Annotated in this window: 12 protein-coding genes and 1 pseudogene; 6 read left to right on the top strand and 7 right to left on the bottom strand. The window is 56.9% G+C overall.

All coding sequences use genetic code 11. From position 1 onward, the window contains the following. Positions 1 to 186: 186 nt before the first annotated feature. A complete protein-coding gene (gene chrA, locus ACK6BI_RS13375) occupies positions 187 to 1,545 on the top strand; it encodes a chromate efflux transporter (protein ID WP_409317476.1) in 1,359 nt (452 codons plus the stop codon). Positions 1,546 to 1,934: 389 nt separating this feature from the next. Here chrA and ACK6BI_RS13380 read toward each other — a convergent pair whose 3' ends face one another. Further along, positions 1,935 to 2,996 carry an SDR family oxidoreductase gene (locus tag ACK6BI_RS13380; RefSeq protein WP_409317425.1) on the bottom strand — a complete coding sequence of 354 codons (1,062 nt, stop codon included), beginning with the start codon at positions 2,994 to 2,996 and terminating at the stop codon, positions 1,935 to 1,937. A 75-nt stretch (positions 2,997 to 3,071) separates the two neighbouring features. Between ACK6BI_RS13380 and ACK6BI_RS13385 the strand changes: the two genes are divergently transcribed. Further along, on the top strand, positions 3,072 to 3,467 hold the full coding sequence (locus ACK6BI_RS13385) for a MerR family transcriptional regulator (protein WP_409317426.1): 396 nt from the start codon (positions 3,072 to 3,074) through the stop codon (positions 3,465 to 3,467). Between the two features lie 24 nt (positions 3,468 to 3,491). On the opposite strand, the gene ACK6BI_RS13390 is transcribed toward ACK6BI_RS13385, so the two are convergent. The 6 genes and pseudogenes from ACK6BI_RS13390 to ACK6BI_RS13415 form a co-directional block, all read right to left on the bottom strand. Further along, complete coding sequence (locus ACK6BI_RS13390) at positions 3,492 to 3,794, bottom strand: hypothetical protein (RefSeq protein WP_409317427.1); 303 nt, start codon at positions 3,792 to 3,794, stop codon at positions 3,492 to 3,494. A gap of 9 nt (positions 3,795 to 3,803) precedes the next feature. Then, positions 3,804 to 4,427 carry a LysE family translocator gene (locus ACK6BI_RS13395; RefSeq protein WP_409317428.1) on the bottom strand — a complete coding sequence of 208 codons (624 nt, stop codon included), beginning with the start codon at positions 4,425 to 4,427 and terminating at the stop codon, positions 3,804 to 3,806. Between the two features lie 51 nt (positions 4,428 to 4,478). Further along, a pseudogene (locus ACK6BI_RS13400) lies at positions 4,479 to 5,783 on the bottom strand (SidA/IucD/PvdA family monooxygenase). 10 nt (positions 5,784 to 5,793) lie between these two features. Further along, positions 5,794 to 6,261, bottom strand: coding sequence for a GNAT family N-acetyltransferase (locus tag ACK6BI_RS13405; RefSeq protein ID WP_409317429.1), 468 nt, complete (start codon positions 6,259 to 6,261; stop codon positions 5,794 to 5,796). Next, entirely contained in the window at positions 6,258 to 7,511 is a 1,254-nt protein-coding gene (gene ectB, locus ACK6BI_RS13410; RefSeq protein WP_409317477.1) for a diaminobutyrate--2-oxoglutarate transaminase, read from the bottom strand. Before ectB ends, ACK6BI_RS13405 begins: the two co-directional genes overlap by 4 nt. A 462-nt stretch (positions 7,512 to 7,973) precedes the next feature. Beyond that, a complete protein-coding gene (locus ACK6BI_RS13415) occupies positions 7,974 to 8,633 on the bottom strand; it encodes a carbonic anhydrase (protein WP_065257353.1) in 660 nt (219 codons plus the stop codon). Between the two features lie 260 nt (positions 8,634 to 8,893). On the opposite strand from ACK6BI_RS13415, the gene ACK6BI_RS13420 reads away from it, so the two are divergent. The 4 genes from ACK6BI_RS13420 (at position 8,894) to ACK6BI_RS13435 (ending at position 15,586) form a co-directional block, all read left to right on the top strand. After that, entirely contained in the window at positions 8,894 to 11,314 is a 2,421-nt protein-coding gene (locus ACK6BI_RS13420) for a TerB N-terminal domain-containing protein (protein WP_409317430.1), read from the top strand. Continuing rightward, positions 11,311 to 12,606, top strand: coding sequence for an ATP-binding protein (locus tag ACK6BI_RS13425; protein WP_409317431.1), 1,296 nt, complete (start codon positions 11,311 to 11,313; stop codon positions 12,604 to 12,606). The genes ACK6BI_RS13420 and ACK6BI_RS13425 overlap by 4 nt, the downstream gene beginning before the upstream one ends. A gap of 43 nt (positions 12,607 to 12,649) precedes the next feature. Continuing rightward, a complete protein-coding gene (locus ACK6BI_RS13430) occupies positions 12,650 to 14,821 on the top strand; it encodes a DEAD/DEAH box helicase (protein WP_409317478.1) in 2,172 nt (723 codons plus the stop codon). Between the two features lie 198 nt (positions 14,822 to 15,019). Continuing rightward, positions 15,020 to 15,586 carry a TetR/AcrR family transcriptional regulator gene (locus ACK6BI_RS13435; protein ID WP_065257354.1) on the top strand — a complete coding sequence of 189 codons (567 nt, stop codon included), beginning with the start codon at positions 15,020 to 15,022 and terminating at the stop codon, positions 15,584 to 15,586. The last annotated feature ends 71 nt before the right edge of the window (positions 15,587 to 15,657 follow it).

Raw genomic sequence — 15,657 nt, forward strand, 5'->3', positions numbered from 1 at the left:
GTGTAGTTAACCTAAAATAGCGTCACAACTGATGGTTTTTGCTTCATTTAGATACTTTAAGAGCAATCAATCCTCTCCTCGGATAAAGCTCATCTTGCCCGCCGCGCTCATATTGCTGTTGTGGATTACTGCTTTTATCCTGCCCTTCATCGATCCTGACGGCGTTTGTAAACGATGACCAATCCAATGGATAAAGTGATGTCCCCCACGATTGAAAACGAACTGCCGAGACCGCCAACCGTCAGTCTGCGTGAGGCGTTCTGGTTTTGGCTGAAGCTCGGCTTCATCAGCTTCGGTGGACCGGCAGGGCAAATTTCGATCATGCACCAGGAGTTGGTAGAGCGGCGGCGCTGGATCTCCGAACGCCGCTTCCTGCATGCGCTCAACTACTGCATGCTGCTGCCCGGGCCTGAAGCCCAGCAGTTGGCAACTTACATCGGCTGGCTGATGCATCGTACCTGGGGCGGAGTGATCGCAGGAGCACTGTTCGTGCTGCCCTCCTTGTTCATTCTGATCGCCCTGTCCTGGATGTATATCGCGTTCGGCGAAGTGCCCGTGGTGGCCGGGCTCTTCTATGGGATCAAGCCTGCCGTGACGGCTATTGTGGTGCAAGCGGCCCATCGAATCGGATCTCGGGCGCTGAAAAATAACTGGCTGTGGGCGATAGCGGCGGCGTCATTCACTGCGATCTTCGCGTTCAATGTTCCGTTCCCCTTGATTGTGCTGGGGGCGGCATTGATCGGTTATGCCGGCGGGCGCCTGGCTCCCGAGAAGTTCAGGACCGGAGGCCATCGCGCCGACAAGAAATCCTTTGGCCCGGCTCTGATCGACGACGACACCCCTCCCCCGGAACACGCCCGGTTCAGCTGGCTGAAACTGACAGTGCTGGCACTCATCGGCGCCGGGTTGTGGGTACTGCCGATGAGCGTGTTGACCGCCGTTTTCGGTTGGGAAGGCACCCTCACCCAAATGGGCTGGTTTTTCACCAAGGCGGCGTTGCTGACCTTTGGTGGAGCCTATGCGGTTCTCCCGTATGTGTATCAGGGCGCGGTCGGTCACTATGGCTGGCTGACACCCACGCAGATGATCGACGGCCTGGCGCTGGGGGAAACCACGCCCGGGCCGCTGATCATGGTGGTGGCCTTCGTGGGGTTTATCGGAGCCTACGTTTCACAAGTCTTCGGGGCCGATCAGTTATTTATGGCCGGGGCTGTGGCCGCCATCGTGGTGACATGGTTCACGTTCCTCCCCTCCTTCCTGTTCATCCTCGCAGGCGGTCCATTGGTGGAGTCCACCCACAATGAACTCAAGTTCACTGCACCACTGACGGCCATTACCGCCGCCGTGGTTGGCGTGATCCTCAACCTGGCCTGTTTCTTCGGTTATCACGTCCTTTGGCCAAAAGGCTTCAGCGCCAGTCTCGACTGGCCTTCAGCGCTGATCGCGATATCCGCCGCCGTAGCCTTGTTTCGCTTCAAACGGGGAGTTATCCAGGTGTTGCTGGGCTGCGCGCTCGTGGGCCTGGCAGTGCATCTGCTGCGCTAGTGCTCTCCGCCGATCCGGAATGCGCAAAGCAGAATGAACTCCGCCGCCGTTCGAGCCTTCGGAACTGGAAGAGGTATTTTCAGTTGAAAGGAGAGGATCATGAAAACACTTTGCGCGTGTCTGGGACTTTGTTCCGTGTTGATCTTGCAGGGCTGTTTCGAAGGTTCGAACGATGCCCCGAATAAAGATGGCGACAAAAGCAAGGCATCGTTGCAGATTCAGAAGGACAAGGCGGCGGAGCCAAGCCAGTAATTGTCGACCTACGCCGCCTTGGCCGCGAAGCCGCCACCGACGCAGATGCCCAGGCCGTATTTGCTACCACAGCAAACGTATGACTTGCCGTTGAATCACCTGCACTGGAGCGGCAGCTATGGATTCTGAAGGCCCCTCTACAGGCAATATGAATGGACGAACCTTGCAGTGTGCTGCAACGATTCGCATATGTCCGGCCTGGCAATGCCATGCCGGTTGGCAAATTGCTCGAGCGTTGAAGTATCAAAGCGCGTGGTCTGGATGAAGTCCAGCGCCTCGGGTTGTGTATTCAGAAAACGCGCGACGGGAGCAATCTTCAAAAGCCACTTGAGCCATCGAAGCGAGATGTAATGCCTGGGTGATTTCACGCCAACCGATTCTGCCACCTGTGCCAGGAGTTCGCGCAGGTCGGGCGTCTGGTCATCGAGCGCCAGCAGTTCCTGCCCGGCCATGGCAGGATCGAACGCACACGCTGCCGTCAGATCAACCAGGTGATCCACGGTAACCAGCGGCAGCCAGTGCCTGGCGGTACCGGGCACCGCAGTCAGTTTGCCTTGCACAAGGTTGCGTATCAGCGCCACCAGCGGCTGGCCCTCCAGGATGTGCCCGGTGCGGCTGTGGCCACATACCGTCGCCGGGTGCACCACGGTCATTTCGCCGCCCTTGGCAGCCATCAGCGCCAGGGTCGCAAAGTGCGCCTCCAGCTTGCTGCCCTCGTAACCACCGACGCGCCGATAGACCGCTGGCCAATCGGTCGACTGCGGATGCAGAGGATCGATGCCGATGCGCCGCAGATGCTCATGATTTTTCAGCATGAAGCCGCCGATCATCACTAACCGGCTGTTTTGCTCGGCCGCCAGCAAGGCCACACGCTTGGCGCCTTCAACATTGACTGCCCGAGCCTGCTCCATTGACAGCCCCCAGGCGAACTGGGCGCCGAGGTGGAACAGGACGCCAGCGTGTTTCAACACGGCCCGGTCTGCCGGGCTCAACCCCAACCCGTCACTCTGCAGGTCACCCGCCAAGGCGAATACCCGGGTAGAGTTGCCTCCCAACGCATCCACTTGCTCGCGTAGCGTCGCGAGTCGCTCGGGGCGACGCATCAGCACTCGAACGGTGTGACCTTTTGCACTCAAAAGCGCCACCAAATGCTGGCCGATAAATCCGGTTCCCCCTGTGACAAAGCACTCCACGCTCATTCCTCTGCTCCTGTTTTCCGGTGAGGAATCAAGCGTAAACTATCGACCCAACTCTACAGTCAAGCGGTGTTTTTCATGAAAATCGGCGAACTCGAGACCCGCAGCGGTGCCAGCCGCCATACGCTACGTTACTACGAACAAATCGGCCTGATCACAGCGGAGCGTCGAGCGAACAACTATCGCGTCTACAACGCGCAAACCCTGCAGGATCTGGACTTTATCCAGCGTGCGCAAAGCATGGGCTTCTCCCTGGGGGAAATCGGCGAAATTCTCGATGCGCAGCGCGACCAACGGATTGACTGCGCCGAGGGCGCCAAGCTGATTGAAAAGAAAATGGCCGAAATCCAACAGAAGATCGCCAGCCTCCAGAGCATCCATCGGTATCTGGATCAGGAGCGTGCCAATCTTGAAGCCAGTGCGGCACGGCAACTTGAGCTTCAGCGCCTGAATGAGCTGAAGGCCACTTCGTAGCAGAGGGTGGCGAAAATGAATCCATCAACACGCCCACTTGAAGTCGTGAAACGCCACCGCCTCCGGTATTTCCGCCACCTCAGCTTCAGCCTCGCGCCTGACCGTCTGTAACGAGGCTGCATAGCTGATACCCGCCCCCAAGGCATCGACTATGGAAAAGACATCTTCAAGGCCACAGTCGAGTATCAGGGTGAACCGGGTGTAATCGCTTGCCAGGTTCCGCATCAGCCGATTCAGCAGCAACCCCTCGCGAGGCAGGTCGATCAGCAACCAACTGCGAGATTTGAAGCGCACGCTCACGTCCTTGAGCACATCGTTCCATTCCATGACGCGACCTCACCGGCTGGCAATCAAGACTGGAATGGCGTTGTTGAGAGAGAACGCCACCAGGAACACCGCCAGCCCTATATCGATCTGCCGAGTGTATTTGAGAAACAGCGCCTTGATCGGGCCTTGGCCGAAGAGCAACGACACGGTGGAATACCAGATGACTTCGAGGGTTGAACACAACGCGACCACCAGAACCTTTTCGATGTCGGTGCGCGGTGACGAGAGAAAACCGGCGTAGATGCTGATCATGAAGGCGATCGTCTTCATGTTGCTGATGTTGGTGATGACGCCCACCCGATAAGCCTTGCCGAAGCTGGTGACGCCAACGGCAGTGCTTTCGGTGGTGCCGGTATTTTTGGCCAGCACGCTTTTGATGATGCTGTAGGCGATGTAGAGCAGGTAGGTCGAACCACACAAGGTGGCCACCTTGGAAAAGGCCGGGTATTCATGCAGCAAGGCCGCCAAACCCAGCAGGGAAATGGTCGAGAAGAAGACGCCGACGGTGCAGATGCCCAGCGTCGCTCCAAGCCCGGTGGAAATCGAGCCCAGTGAGGAGAATCGACTGACAATGATGAAGTTCGGTCCCGGGCTGATGACCGCCAGGATGTAAATCAACGCTGCTGTGAACATAAAACCTCCTTGTTTGAAGCAGCAGCCCGGACGGGCTGCTGCCGGGTGGCATCAAGCCAAGGCTTGCACCGGGGTTTCGACCTGCTCCAGGTTTTTCTCCAGGGCCGAAAGAATGTGCTCCACCCGCAGGGAAATCAGGCTGAACGAGCCCGCATCCCCCAGCCCGTGGGAGCTTTCGCACAACCCGTTGAGAAACACCGCCGGCAAGTCATCCAGAGCGGTCAGGCTGTAATCGCGATTGACCACCAGAGCGCCTTGTTCATCCGTGCGGAACCGGCGGTGATGAGGCGCGAGCAGCGGCGGATACAGCTCGCCGTTTTCCTTGTCTGCGATGTCTTTGAAGCCGGTGGCGAGGACCAGCGCATCCAGCGTCAGGCTCGAATGCGTCAGCTGATTGACCTCCTTGAGTGCCAGTTGCACCTGACCCGACGCATCAATGTGCGCCTGTTCGATGGCGATGTTATTGAGGATCCTGATGCGCTCCTTGCCCTGCAGTTTTTCCTCATGGATGCGCACGTACAGGGCGTTGATGACATCTTCGTCGGCGGAGCTGTAGTTGGTACCGCGCAACTGCTTGTCCAGCCGCGATTTGGCTTCAGGCGGAAGGCCGAAGTAGTAGTCGATGAATTCCGGGAAATACACCTTGTCACTGAACGGGCTGGTGTCCTTGAGCCGAAAGCTGAAGCTGCGGTGCAACGAATAGATTTCCTTGTCGGGGAATCGGGCCGTCAGGTCGAGAACGATCTCCACCGCACTCTGACTGGAGCCCACCACGCCGACACGTTGCACGCTCGCAGGCAGCTTGTTGATGTTTTCCAGGTAGTGATTGAGGTGGAACACGCGGGGGCCGGTCAGCCCTTCGAACACCGCCGGGATATTCGCCGTGCGCCCGGTGCCCAGCACCAGGCTGCGCCCGTAGATCACACGCTGATCGTTATAGGTGACCTTCCACACTCGCTCTCCCTTGAACAGCAGCGGTTCGACCTGCTGCACAAACGCCGACGACTCCACATCGCCGAGAAAATGCCCGGCGACCCATTTGATGTACTCGGCATATTCCCGTCGCAGCGGATACGTCAACGGCAGGTTGAGATAATCGAACAGGCGACCGGTTTCTTTCAGGTAATTGACGAAACCGTAGCGGCTGCGCGGATTGCGCGGCGTCACCAGATCCCGCAACGGGTTGTTCTGGATGTCCGATCCGCTGAGCAGCATCTCGTCCTGCCAGTCCGGCTTCTGCTTGGCGTCGAGGAAACGCTAGGTCAGCGCCGATGCCGACTCTTCGAGCGCAATGGCCAATGCCAGATTGGAGGGGCCAAAACCGATACCCACAATATCGAAAACAGTGTTTGACATGGTAAAGCTCCTATCCCTGGAATGGCTTTAACGGAAGATGGTAATAGTGATATGCCGTGTTCTCGATAAATCCAAATCGAGTGTAAAGATCTCGTGCGTGTGGATTGTCGTCTGCGCCTTCGATAAACAATTGTTTGGCGTTTGTTGACTGCGCAAATGTCTTTGCCGCATTCAATAACGCCAGCCCGGCTCCTTTCTTGCGTTTGGAGGCTTCGACATATAAGTCATTGAGTATCCAGAGGCGCTCAAGTGTGACACTTGAGAAGCTGGGATATAACTGCGTGAATCCAATGATTTCATGATTGAACTCGGCAACCACAATGACGGATTCGCCCAAAAAGAATCGCTGTTTAATAAACTCCAGCGAGCGTGCCAGGTCGGAGCTTTCACCATAGAACTGGCGGTATTTGTCCAGCAATGGTGCGATGGCTTCGGCATCATCGAGTGACGCATGGCGGGTAATGACTTGATCACTCATGGCGCGGTCACCTCGGCGAAAGCCTGCTCGAGTATGTGCAAGCCTTGTGTGATCTGCGCGGGAGATATGGTCAGTGCCGGCAGGAACTTCAGGACCTGGTTGTCGATGCCCGACGTTTCAATGATCAGCCCGCCCGCGTAAGCCTGTGCCGCAACCTTTTGCGCCAGGTCCTTGTCCTGAAACTCAATGCCTCTGAAGAACCCGCGCCCTTTCAGGCGATTAGGCGCCCTTGCGGCAAAGCGTTCGGACAACGCCAGCAACCCTTGCTCCAGCAGATCGGCCTTGGTGCGAAGCACCCGGGTAAAACTCGCATCGCTCCAATAGTGGTCGATAACCGCTTTGCCCGTGACAAACGCCAGATTGTTGCCACGAAACGTGCCGTTGTGTTCCCCGGGCTCCCACACATCCAGATGGGGAGCCAGTAACACAAGGGACAAGGGCAAGCCGTAGCCGCTGATGGATTTGGACAAGGTCACGATATCCGGGGTGACACCGAGGGCCTCGAAGCTGAAGAAGTCCCCTGTGCGGCCGCAGCCGGCCTGGATATCGTCGATGATCAACAGAATGTCATGCTCATGGGCGATGCGCTGCACCGCCTGCACCCACGCGGCCGAAGCACTGTTCACACCGCCTTCGCCCTGCACTGTCTCGAGGACAATGGCGGCGGGCTTATCGACACCGCTGCCGCTGCGCAACATGTTGGCCAGGTACAACGAGGTGTCCAGGTCATCGCCGAAATACCGGTCATACGGCATGAACGTCACGTTGTTCAAGGTAACCCCTGCCCCGGCCCGCTTGCGCGGGTTGCTGGTCAAGGCGAGGCTGCCCAGGGACATGCCATGAAACGCATTGGTGAATGCCACGATGTTCTGGCGACCGGTGTACTTGCGGGCCAGTTTGATCGCGGCTTCTACCGCATTGGTGCCGGTAGGGCCCGGGAACTGGACTTTGTATTTCAGGTTGCGTGGCGCCAGGATCTGCTCATCGAACGCCGTCAGAAAGCTTTTCTTGGCAGTAGTCTTGAAATCCAGGCCATGGGTGATGCCATTGCTGTCGATATAGTCGAGCAGCGCGGCTTTCAGGACGGGATTGTTATGCCCGTAATTCAGAGCCCCCGCACCGCTGAAGAAATCAATGAACACCTGACCCTGTTCGCTGGTCAGGGTCGATCCTTCGGCAGTGTGAAAGGTGGCAGTGAAGTCCCGGCAATAAGAACGAACGTTGGATTCTTTAAGTTCGAATATATCCAGGGAGTGTGGTGTGGCAGGTGCAAGTCGCAAAGTCGAGTCATTCAGCGTAGCCGTCATGTCAGGTACCGTTTATCAATCCAATTGAATGGACTTCAAACAGGCATAGCGATTTCCCAGTGGCCATGTAGCGAATGCTGAGAGGTCTATCGTCCTTGAAGTCCGCGTGCAACTTTCATCCGTTGAAACATGACCCGCTCTGTTGGCCAGCAGGAACAATGACGTCTTTCGCTGATTAAGCTATCAGTAATTCGTGAGCGTGCGATCAATTATAAATTCATATGCTTATGACTGACTTCCGAAGCCACAGCAGACGGCAGTAACGCGATCGTTTATCGAACGGAGGCCATGTGTGAAGTGCCCGCGCCGGCGAGCTGGGACTGCTGGGAAGAAAGGGAATTGAAAGCCTGACCCGGCCCCGGGCTGCGCCGGGCACCGGGCCGGGTCGGGCCAATAAAGACGTCGTTACATCTGATCCGTGTTGCGTGCAGCGACGGCAACGGTAGCCGGTGAGTCGGAAAGCTTGACGAAGCGCCGGGTTGCGCCATCCAGCGCGTCGATGCATCCGGCCTCGATGTCGTAGACCCAGCCATGCAGATTCAGGCGACCTTGTTCGAGCGCGAGGGCCACCGACGGGTGTGTCCGCAGGTTCGCCAGTTGTGCGATCACGTTTTCCCGCACGAGACCGTCGAGTTTGGCGCCAGGCGTTTCGAACTCATGGGCCGCGTTGATCGCTTTCGCGGCGTCTGCGTGACGCAGCCAGTTGGCGACCGCCGGAAGGTGATCCAGACAGGTACAGCGTGAAATCGCGCCCATTGCTCCGCAATCCGAGTGACCGCAGATCACGATGTCCTTCACGCCAAGCACGGCGACTGCATATTCCACGGTGGCCGAGACGCCACCCGGTTCAGGTCCGTACGACGGCACGATGTTGCCGGCGTTGCGAATCACGAACAGCTCGCCCGGCTCGCGCTGTGTGAGAAGTTCAGGTACTACACGGCTGTCCGAGCAGGTGACGAACAATGCCTTGGGGTTTTGTTCTGTCGCGAGCTGCTTGAACAGCTCGACCCGCTGCGGATACACCTCGCGCTGAAAGCGCAGAAAGCCATCAATAATGTCACGCATGGAATCCTCCAATACCAGATGCCGGATACCGACACGAGCACTCGACATGCCCTCGCGCCGCAATGGTGGTCATTATTGCAGACGTCGTGCACGTTAGGTGTACTTGATCGTGGGCTCGCCCCGGCTCTGGCCGAGAAAAAGCCTAACGACGTGTCTGAAATTTGTTAACCACTACACTCCCTTCGTCTGTTCAACTTGGCCCCCCTCGAAAAATCCGTAAGAATGCCATTTGGCCATTACCAACTTTACGGACCACTTATATGCCACGGAAGCGCAAAGGGAGCGGCGGCGGGCTGATCGCTCTGTACGCCTTGTTATTCGTCGTTGCCCTTTTGGCACAGATTCCTAAACAGGTGTGGATTGCACTTGGGGTTATTTTGGGCATAGGTGCATTGATATGGACCGTCAGACGCGTCACCCAGGCAAAGCCCTACATTCCTGAAGATGACATTGCTGCAAAGGTCGCCGCGGCCTCTCGACAAGCAATCTCCCCCACTTTTACCATCCAATTCAGCACCAGCACCCGCGAACGAGGCTTCCATAATGTTCAGGTCGGTTCGTCCAGCGATAATCAGAGCTACGCCATCCCAAGCCCAAATGCCAAGCCCATGGGGATTCGTTGGCTGGCTAAAGGTGAGTCCATCAACGTGGCTGGCTTGGCCATCCCCGGCGGAATGCTCTACATCACCGAGCGAGCGACACAGTTTGGCCAATATGAACCGTCCTTGATCGATGCCACGCTTCGAGTCGCGCGCTCACCTGTAAGTTTCACCGAGCGGCAGATGCCCTACTGGCCAAACTACCGAAGCATCACGCCCGAGGCGCGACGAGCGTATCTGCAATGGTTGGCAGGAGAACGCTGTCAGCCTGCAGATGCAGGTTACGTGTTCCTGTTTTTCTACGGGCTTGAACGCCGCGCGTTGGTCGATGCACCGAGCGATCCCCAGGCCAAAGCAGAGATCCCTGCCATCAAGGCTGAGGTGGAACGCTTGCTTGGTCTCTACGGCGACAACAACTCCTTCCGCAGCTACGCTACCCGTTTTCTCGCCTATATCGACGCTGATTCTGTACTACCTCAAAGCTACATGAGCGAGCCCGCTGCCAGTGCCGCAGATGGATATGAGCTTCCTATGTCACTGCGCGTTGCGCTGGGACAGATGGCCGTGGACAAGTATCCGCTTGACCCGAGCTGGGCATTGGCCTGGGCGCTTGCAGAACCCAACATTTCCAGGCGTACACCCGTGACCCGGTGCCCGGAGCAATTCGCAGCGCTCTTCAAAAACGAATTCGCGAAGCGCTATCCCAATGGCATTGCGCTCCTGCAGAACAAGACCAAGCTAAAGATTGCCTATCGCCCCGCTTCTGCCGGGTTGAACATTCCGGCAGTGGCCGTAGGTGACCTTCCCGATGTTGCGGCGACCTCAGGAACGCGTAACAAGCTGCAGGTCATTGTCGAAGAATGCACCACCGTACTCGATGCCTACAGTCGGTATCTGGGGCGCAATCCAGACGCAGGGAATAGCCTGGAAGCCATCCTGCAATTGCCAACTGAACTCTGGCCTGCTGATGCTAAAGCTGAACTCGAACAGTTGGAGCTGCGCGTCGGTGGCGAAACCATCAGCATGAGTTTCGGAGAACTTGCAGGTCGCTTCAAATCCGCCGGCGCGCTTTCCCGCGACAAAGTCATCGCACTCGCCCGGGCGTTGGAAAGCAAACGGATCGGATTGGAGCCCGATGTCCTTTCTGGCAGCCGTACACCCAAGGCAGAAGACACCATCGCGTTGTTCGCTGCGGACTCTGACGAAGGCACCCTTCGCTCTACATATGCCTACAGCGCTGCAGCTGTGACTTTAGACCTGGCCAGTGCAGTCGCTGCGGCAGACGGTGACACTTCGCTAGAAGAGGTAAGTCTGCTGTCAGGCCACATTGACTCATGGGATCACCTCTGCGTCGCGCATCGCAAACGTTTGAAGGCACACCTCCAAATCCAACTGAAGCAACCGCCCACGCTGGCAAGCCTCAAGAAGAAGCTTGAACCCCTTACCCTCGAGGCCAAACGAAAAATTGCTAGTTTCCTGGCCCATCTGGCACATGCGGATGGTGAAGTGACGCCGCAGGAGGTGAAGCTGCTTGAGCGCGTGTACAAATCGCTCGGTCTTGATCCTCAGTTCGTCTATAGCGACCTCCATATTGCAGCCGTTCGTCCTTCCCCGGTCGTGGAAGCAATGACTGCGACTGCCACGCCGGCCCCTGAGGGACAGACTTCAGAAATCACTGGTTCAGGCCTTGCACTGGACATGAACAAGGTTGCTCGTTTGCAGCAAGAAACGGCAGAGGTGTCGGCGCTGCTGGCCAGCGTCTTCAATGATGAAGCGTCCACTGAAATACCTAGCGCCTTGGAGTCCGGGTCGCCCCAATTGCAGGAAGACAGTACCGCAGAGCAGTTTGCTACCGTACATGGCTTGGACGTCGAGCATTCCGCGTTCCTCCGACTTCTGGTCTCGCGGCCTGAATGGAGCCGTGCGGAGCTGGAGGACGCGGCCAGCGATATGGAACTGATGTTGGACGGCGCCTTGGAACGGATCAACGACACAGCGTTTGAGCTGTTCGACATGCCCGTCACCGAGGGCGATGATCCCATTGAAATCAACCCCGACATTCTGGATGAGTTAGCCCTATGAGTAAGATACGAGCCAAGGATCGCGACGCGGTCATCCAATCGCTACGTGCAGGCGTGGTGCCCCGTGTTGGGCAACATCTGATTCAGGTAGGTCGGGCGGGTGAGCTCGACTCACTGCTCAAGGATGTGGATCGTCTTGCGGATGGCGGCTCGGCATTCCGCGTCGTTGTTGGCGAGTACGGTGCGGGCAAAACCTTCTTCCTCAACCTGGTGCGTGGAATCGCCATGGAGCGCAAGCTCGTTACCATGCACGCCGATTTGAATCCAGACCGCCGACTTCACGCTTCGGGCGGTCAGGCACGCTCACTTTACTCGGAGCTGGCCAAAAATATAGCCACGCGTACCAAGCCTGATGGCGGCGCCCTCCAAGGTATCGTTGAGAAATTCATCTCCCAGGCGAAAACGGAAGCCAAAGCCAAAGGGGTCGAGAGTGAGGTAGTTATTCGTGAGTACTTGGCAGAACTCACCGAGATGGTCAACGGCTATGATTTTGCCGACGTCATTGCTGCCTATTGCCGCGGTTTCGAGGAAGGTAATGAGCAACTCAAAGCTGACGCCATCCGGTGGCTCCGCGGGGAATTTTCTACCAAAACCGACGCGCGAGCTGCACTGGGCGTGCGGACGATTGTCGATGATGCTTCTGTCTACGACCAGTTGAAATTGCTGTCGCGGTTCGTGCGTCTGGCTGGCTTTGGCGGCTTAATGGTCTGCCTGGATGAACTGGTCAACCTCTACAAACTAGCAAATACCCAAGCCCGTAACGCCAACTACGAACAGATTCTGCGCATCCTCAACGATTCGTTGCAGGGCTCCGCTGAAGGTCTGGGCTTTGTCTTGGGCGGTACACCAGAGTTTCTGATGGACACTCGTCGGGGACTCTACAGCTACCCCGCCCTGCAATCGCGACTTGCGGAAAACAGCTTTGCGAAGTCGGGCCTCGTCGACCTTTCTGGGCCGGTCATTCGGCTCAGCAGCCTAACCCCTGAAGACTTTTACGTGCTTCTACAAAAACTTCGCAATGTCTATGCATACGGCGAGCCTGATAAATTCTTGCTGCCGGACGAAGCTATCCCCGCTTTCATGGTGCACTGCAATCAGCGCTTAGGCGAGGCGTACTTCCGGACGCCGCGCACGACCATTACAGCCTTCATCAATCTGCTCGCGGTGATCGAGCAAAATCCTACGGCGGAATGGCGTACCTTGCTGGGGGCCGTGGAGCTGTCTAAGGATGATGGCGGGCAACAAGATCTTGAAGTCGAGGCCGACGATGAGCTCGCAAGCTTCAAGCTCTGACTCCTCCTCGTTCGAGCGTCTTCATCCCGAGGTTCAACAATGGATCTGGTCACAGGGGTGGACGTCGTTACGTGATGCTCAGGAGTGGGCGGTACCTGCTTTGGTGGGCGCTGATCGGGATGTAATCATTGCAGCGTCCACCGCAGCAGGTAAAACAGAGGCCGCATTCCTTCCCATCCTGACCAATCTGCTTAACGACCGTGAGCCCGCCGGCGCAGTTCTGTATATCAGCCCGCTCAAGGCACTGATCAACGACCAGTGGGACAGGCTCAGCCGGCTATGTGAGAGGCTCGAACTGCCCGTCGTTGCTTGGCATGGTGATGTAGCAACCAGCAGGAAACAGCGGTTCCTGAAATCTCCTGAGGGCATCTTGCTGATCACTCCGGAATCCCTCGAGGCCCTCTTCGTAAACAGAGGATCAAGCTTACCTGCAGTCTTTCAGAACCTGCGCTACATCGTCGTTGACGAGCTACATGCTTTCATTGGAAGTGAGCGCGGGAAACAACTGCAATCACTCATGCAGCGGGTTGAAATAGTCTTAGGCAGAGCGCTGCCCCGTGTTGGGCTTTCTGCGACGCTTGGGGAGATGTCGCTGGCACGAAAGTTCCTGAGGCCAGCTCGCCCCGATGACATTACAGTCATCGAGTCGAAATCTTCAGGACAGGAACTCCAGGTACAAGTCCGTGGATACATAGAACAACCCATGCAGCAGCTAGTGGCGGAACACCTGGGGAATACGTCAGCAGATGAAGGTGACGAGAAGGAGGACGCCTCAGGTACCAAAGTGGCAATTGCAGGTCACCTGTACAAGGTACTGAAGGGGCATAACAACCTGATCTTCCCCAACAGGCGCCAAGAGGTTGAATGGTTTGCTGACCGCCTGCGTTCACTGTGCGAGAACGATGGAGTACCAAACGAGTTTTGGCCGCACCATGGTAGTTTGTCCAAGGAATTGCGGCAGGATGCCGAACGGGCATTAAAAGCAGGAGATCCTCCTGCTTCTGCCGTATGTACTACCACCCTAGAGCTGGGAATCGACATCGGTAACATCAGGACAGTCGCGCAGATCGGCTGTCCGCCCTCCGTGGCGAGTCTTAGGCAACGGCTTGGCCGCTCGGGTCGTCGAGCCGGTGAGCCCGCTACACTCAGGGCATACTGCCGAGAGCGTCCCTTAACGGATCAGTCGGATCTTTCCGATCAGTTACGAGAGGGCCTTGTCCAAACAATTGCAATGATCCGATTGCTGATCAGTGGATGGTTTGAGCCACCTCGGTCGGAAGGTTTACACGCGTCAACGCTGGTGCAGCAGTGCCTTTCTTCGATCGCTCAGTTTGGTGGTGCTTCGGCTACGCAATTATGGGGAGATCTCATAGCCAGCGGCAGTTTTGCGAGTGTTACCAAGCCTGATTTCCTGTCTTTGCTCAAGGGCATGGGCGAGAAAGAATTGATCGTCCAAGAAGGTTCAGGCCTCCTGCTGCCAGGCGAGTTGGGGGAGCGCTTGATAAACCACTACGAGTTCTACACTGCCTTCACGAGCGATGAAGAGTTTCGTTTACTCCGAGATGGCAAACCACTGGGCTCGCTGCCCGTCAGCAAACCCCTGTCCAGGGGACAACGTATCATCTTCGGCGGAAGACGCTGGCAGGTTCAAGATGTAGATCTTGAAGCTAAAGTGATCGTCGTTACGCCAGCAAGAGGGGGGGAGCCGCCGGAGTTTGATGGTTTAGGTGCACGGGTAGATGATCGTGTCAGGCTTGAAATGCGAAACGTGCTGATGGAAACCACTTCCTGTCCCTTCGTGGACAAATACGCTCAAACCCTACTGGAGGAAGCTCGAAGTAACTTCCGCGCCCTCGGTTTGAACAGTGCGGCAATTTTCAGCTCTGCCAGCGTAAGCCACGTTGCGACCTGGCGAGGGGACTACACCAATGATGCGCTGGCGTTGTTGCTCCGACATGTGGGCATTCAGTGCGAAAACACCGGGCTTTTCTTAGAGGTTGCATTTGGTAAGGACGATACGTTGCGAGCGTTACGTGTGGTCGGTCAGATGGACATCTCAGATGTAGAATCCATCTTGGAGAACGTCGAAAACATGAGCCGAGAGAAATGGGATTGGGCCCTTCCCCGCTCGCTCCTAAAGAAGTCATTTGCCTCGAGCCATCTTGATCTCCTAGCAGCGGTCACCACAGCACGACTGCTAAGCGAGGAGCTGTAGGAAGAGGCGAATCCCCATGATGCTACCCAAAATCTGTCGCCCGCTTTTCGAGCTCGGCTTCTAATTGCTGAAGAGCAAACCGTATGCACAGCTGAGCGAAAAGAGCCTCAATGAGCTGACTCTCTCTATTTCCGCAGTTGCAGTTATGGGCTTTTCCTGCACAATCCCCCGCATTGAAATTCGCTTCGAGACCCACTGATGTCCCTGACACCCCAAGACGAACGACTCATCAAGGCGCTGGCACTGGCCATCGTTGATCGCCCGCGGGCCACGCTCAAGGAACTGGCTGAAGCCGCAGGTGTGAGCAAAGCGACGCTCCACCGCTTTTGCGGTACTCGTGACAATCTGGTGCAGATCATGGAAGGCCACGGTGAGACCGTGCTGAACCAGATCACCACGTCCACCGATCTGTCGCAGGGCGATCCCGTACAAGCCTTGCGCAGTCTGGTCAACGAGCATCTGGCGCACCGTGAAATGCTGGTGTTCCTGCTCTTTCAGTACCGCCCGGACACGTTCACCGACACCGACGAAGGCAAACGCTGGCAGTTCTACCTCGATGCCCTCGATGCCTTCTTCCTGCGCGGCCAGCAACTGGGCGCGTTCCGTATCGATATCACCGCCGCGGTCTTTACCGAGCTGTTCCTGACCATGATCTTCGCCATGGTCGATGCCGAACGCCGTGGGCGTGCCGCCAGTGCCAACTCGGCCAACGTCGTGGAACAGATGTTTCTGCACGGTGCTGCCAATCCCGCCCGACCTCAATAACGCTGCACTTGGCAAAAAAAGGCCCCGTGACCTCTCGGTACACGGGGCTCAATGGCTGGACGCGCCAACCC

Source organism: Pseudomonas sp. KCJK9016 (genome assembly GCF_046231795.1).
GTDB classification, from domain to species: domain Bacteria; phylum Pseudomonadota; class Gammaproteobacteria; order Pseudomonadales; family Pseudomonadaceae; genus Aquipseudomonas; species Aquipseudomonas bananamidigenes.

Excerpts from the sequence above, each read along its gene's own strand:
- chrA (WP_409317476.1), top strand. The coding sequence starts at position 187 with ATGGATAAAGTGATGTCCCCCACGATTGAAAACGAACTGCCGAGACCG.
- ACK6BI_RS13385 (WP_409317426.1), top strand. The coding sequence starts at position 3,072 with ATGAAAATCGGCGAACTCGAGACCCGCAGCGGTGCCAGCCGCCATACG.
- ACK6BI_RS13420 (WP_409317430.1), top strand. The coding sequence starts at position 8,894 with ATGCCACGGAAGCGCAAAGGGAGCGGCGGCGGGCTGATCGCTCTGTAC.
- ACK6BI_RS13395 (WP_409317428.1), bottom strand. The coding sequence starts at position 4,427 with ATGTTCACAGCAGCGTTGATTTACATCCTGGCGGTCATCAGCCCGGGA.
- ACK6BI_RS13405 (WP_409317429.1), bottom strand. The coding sequence starts at position 6,261 with ATGAGTGATCAAGTCATTACCCGCCATGCGTCACTCGATGATGCCGAA.
- ACK6BI_RS13415 (WP_065257353.1), bottom strand. The coding sequence starts at position 8,633 with ATGCGTGACATTATTGATGGCTTTCTGCGCTTTCAGCGCGAGGTGTAT.
- ACK6BI_RS13390 (WP_409317427.1), bottom strand. The coding sequence starts at position 3,794 with ATGGAATGGAACGATGTGCTCAAGGACGTGAGCGTGCGCTTCAAATCT.
- ACK6BI_RS13380 (WP_409317425.1), bottom strand. The coding sequence starts at position 2,996 with ATGAGCGTGGAGTGCTTTGTCACAGGGGGAACCGGATTTATCGGCCAG.
- ACK6BI_RS13435 (WP_065257354.1), top strand. The coding sequence starts at position 15,020 with ATGTCCCTGACACCCCAAGACGAACGACTCATCAAGGCGCTGGCACTG.
- ACK6BI_RS13425 (WP_409317431.1), top strand. The coding sequence starts at position 11,311 with ATGAGTAAGATACGAGCCAAGGATCGCGACGCGGTCATCCAATCGCTA.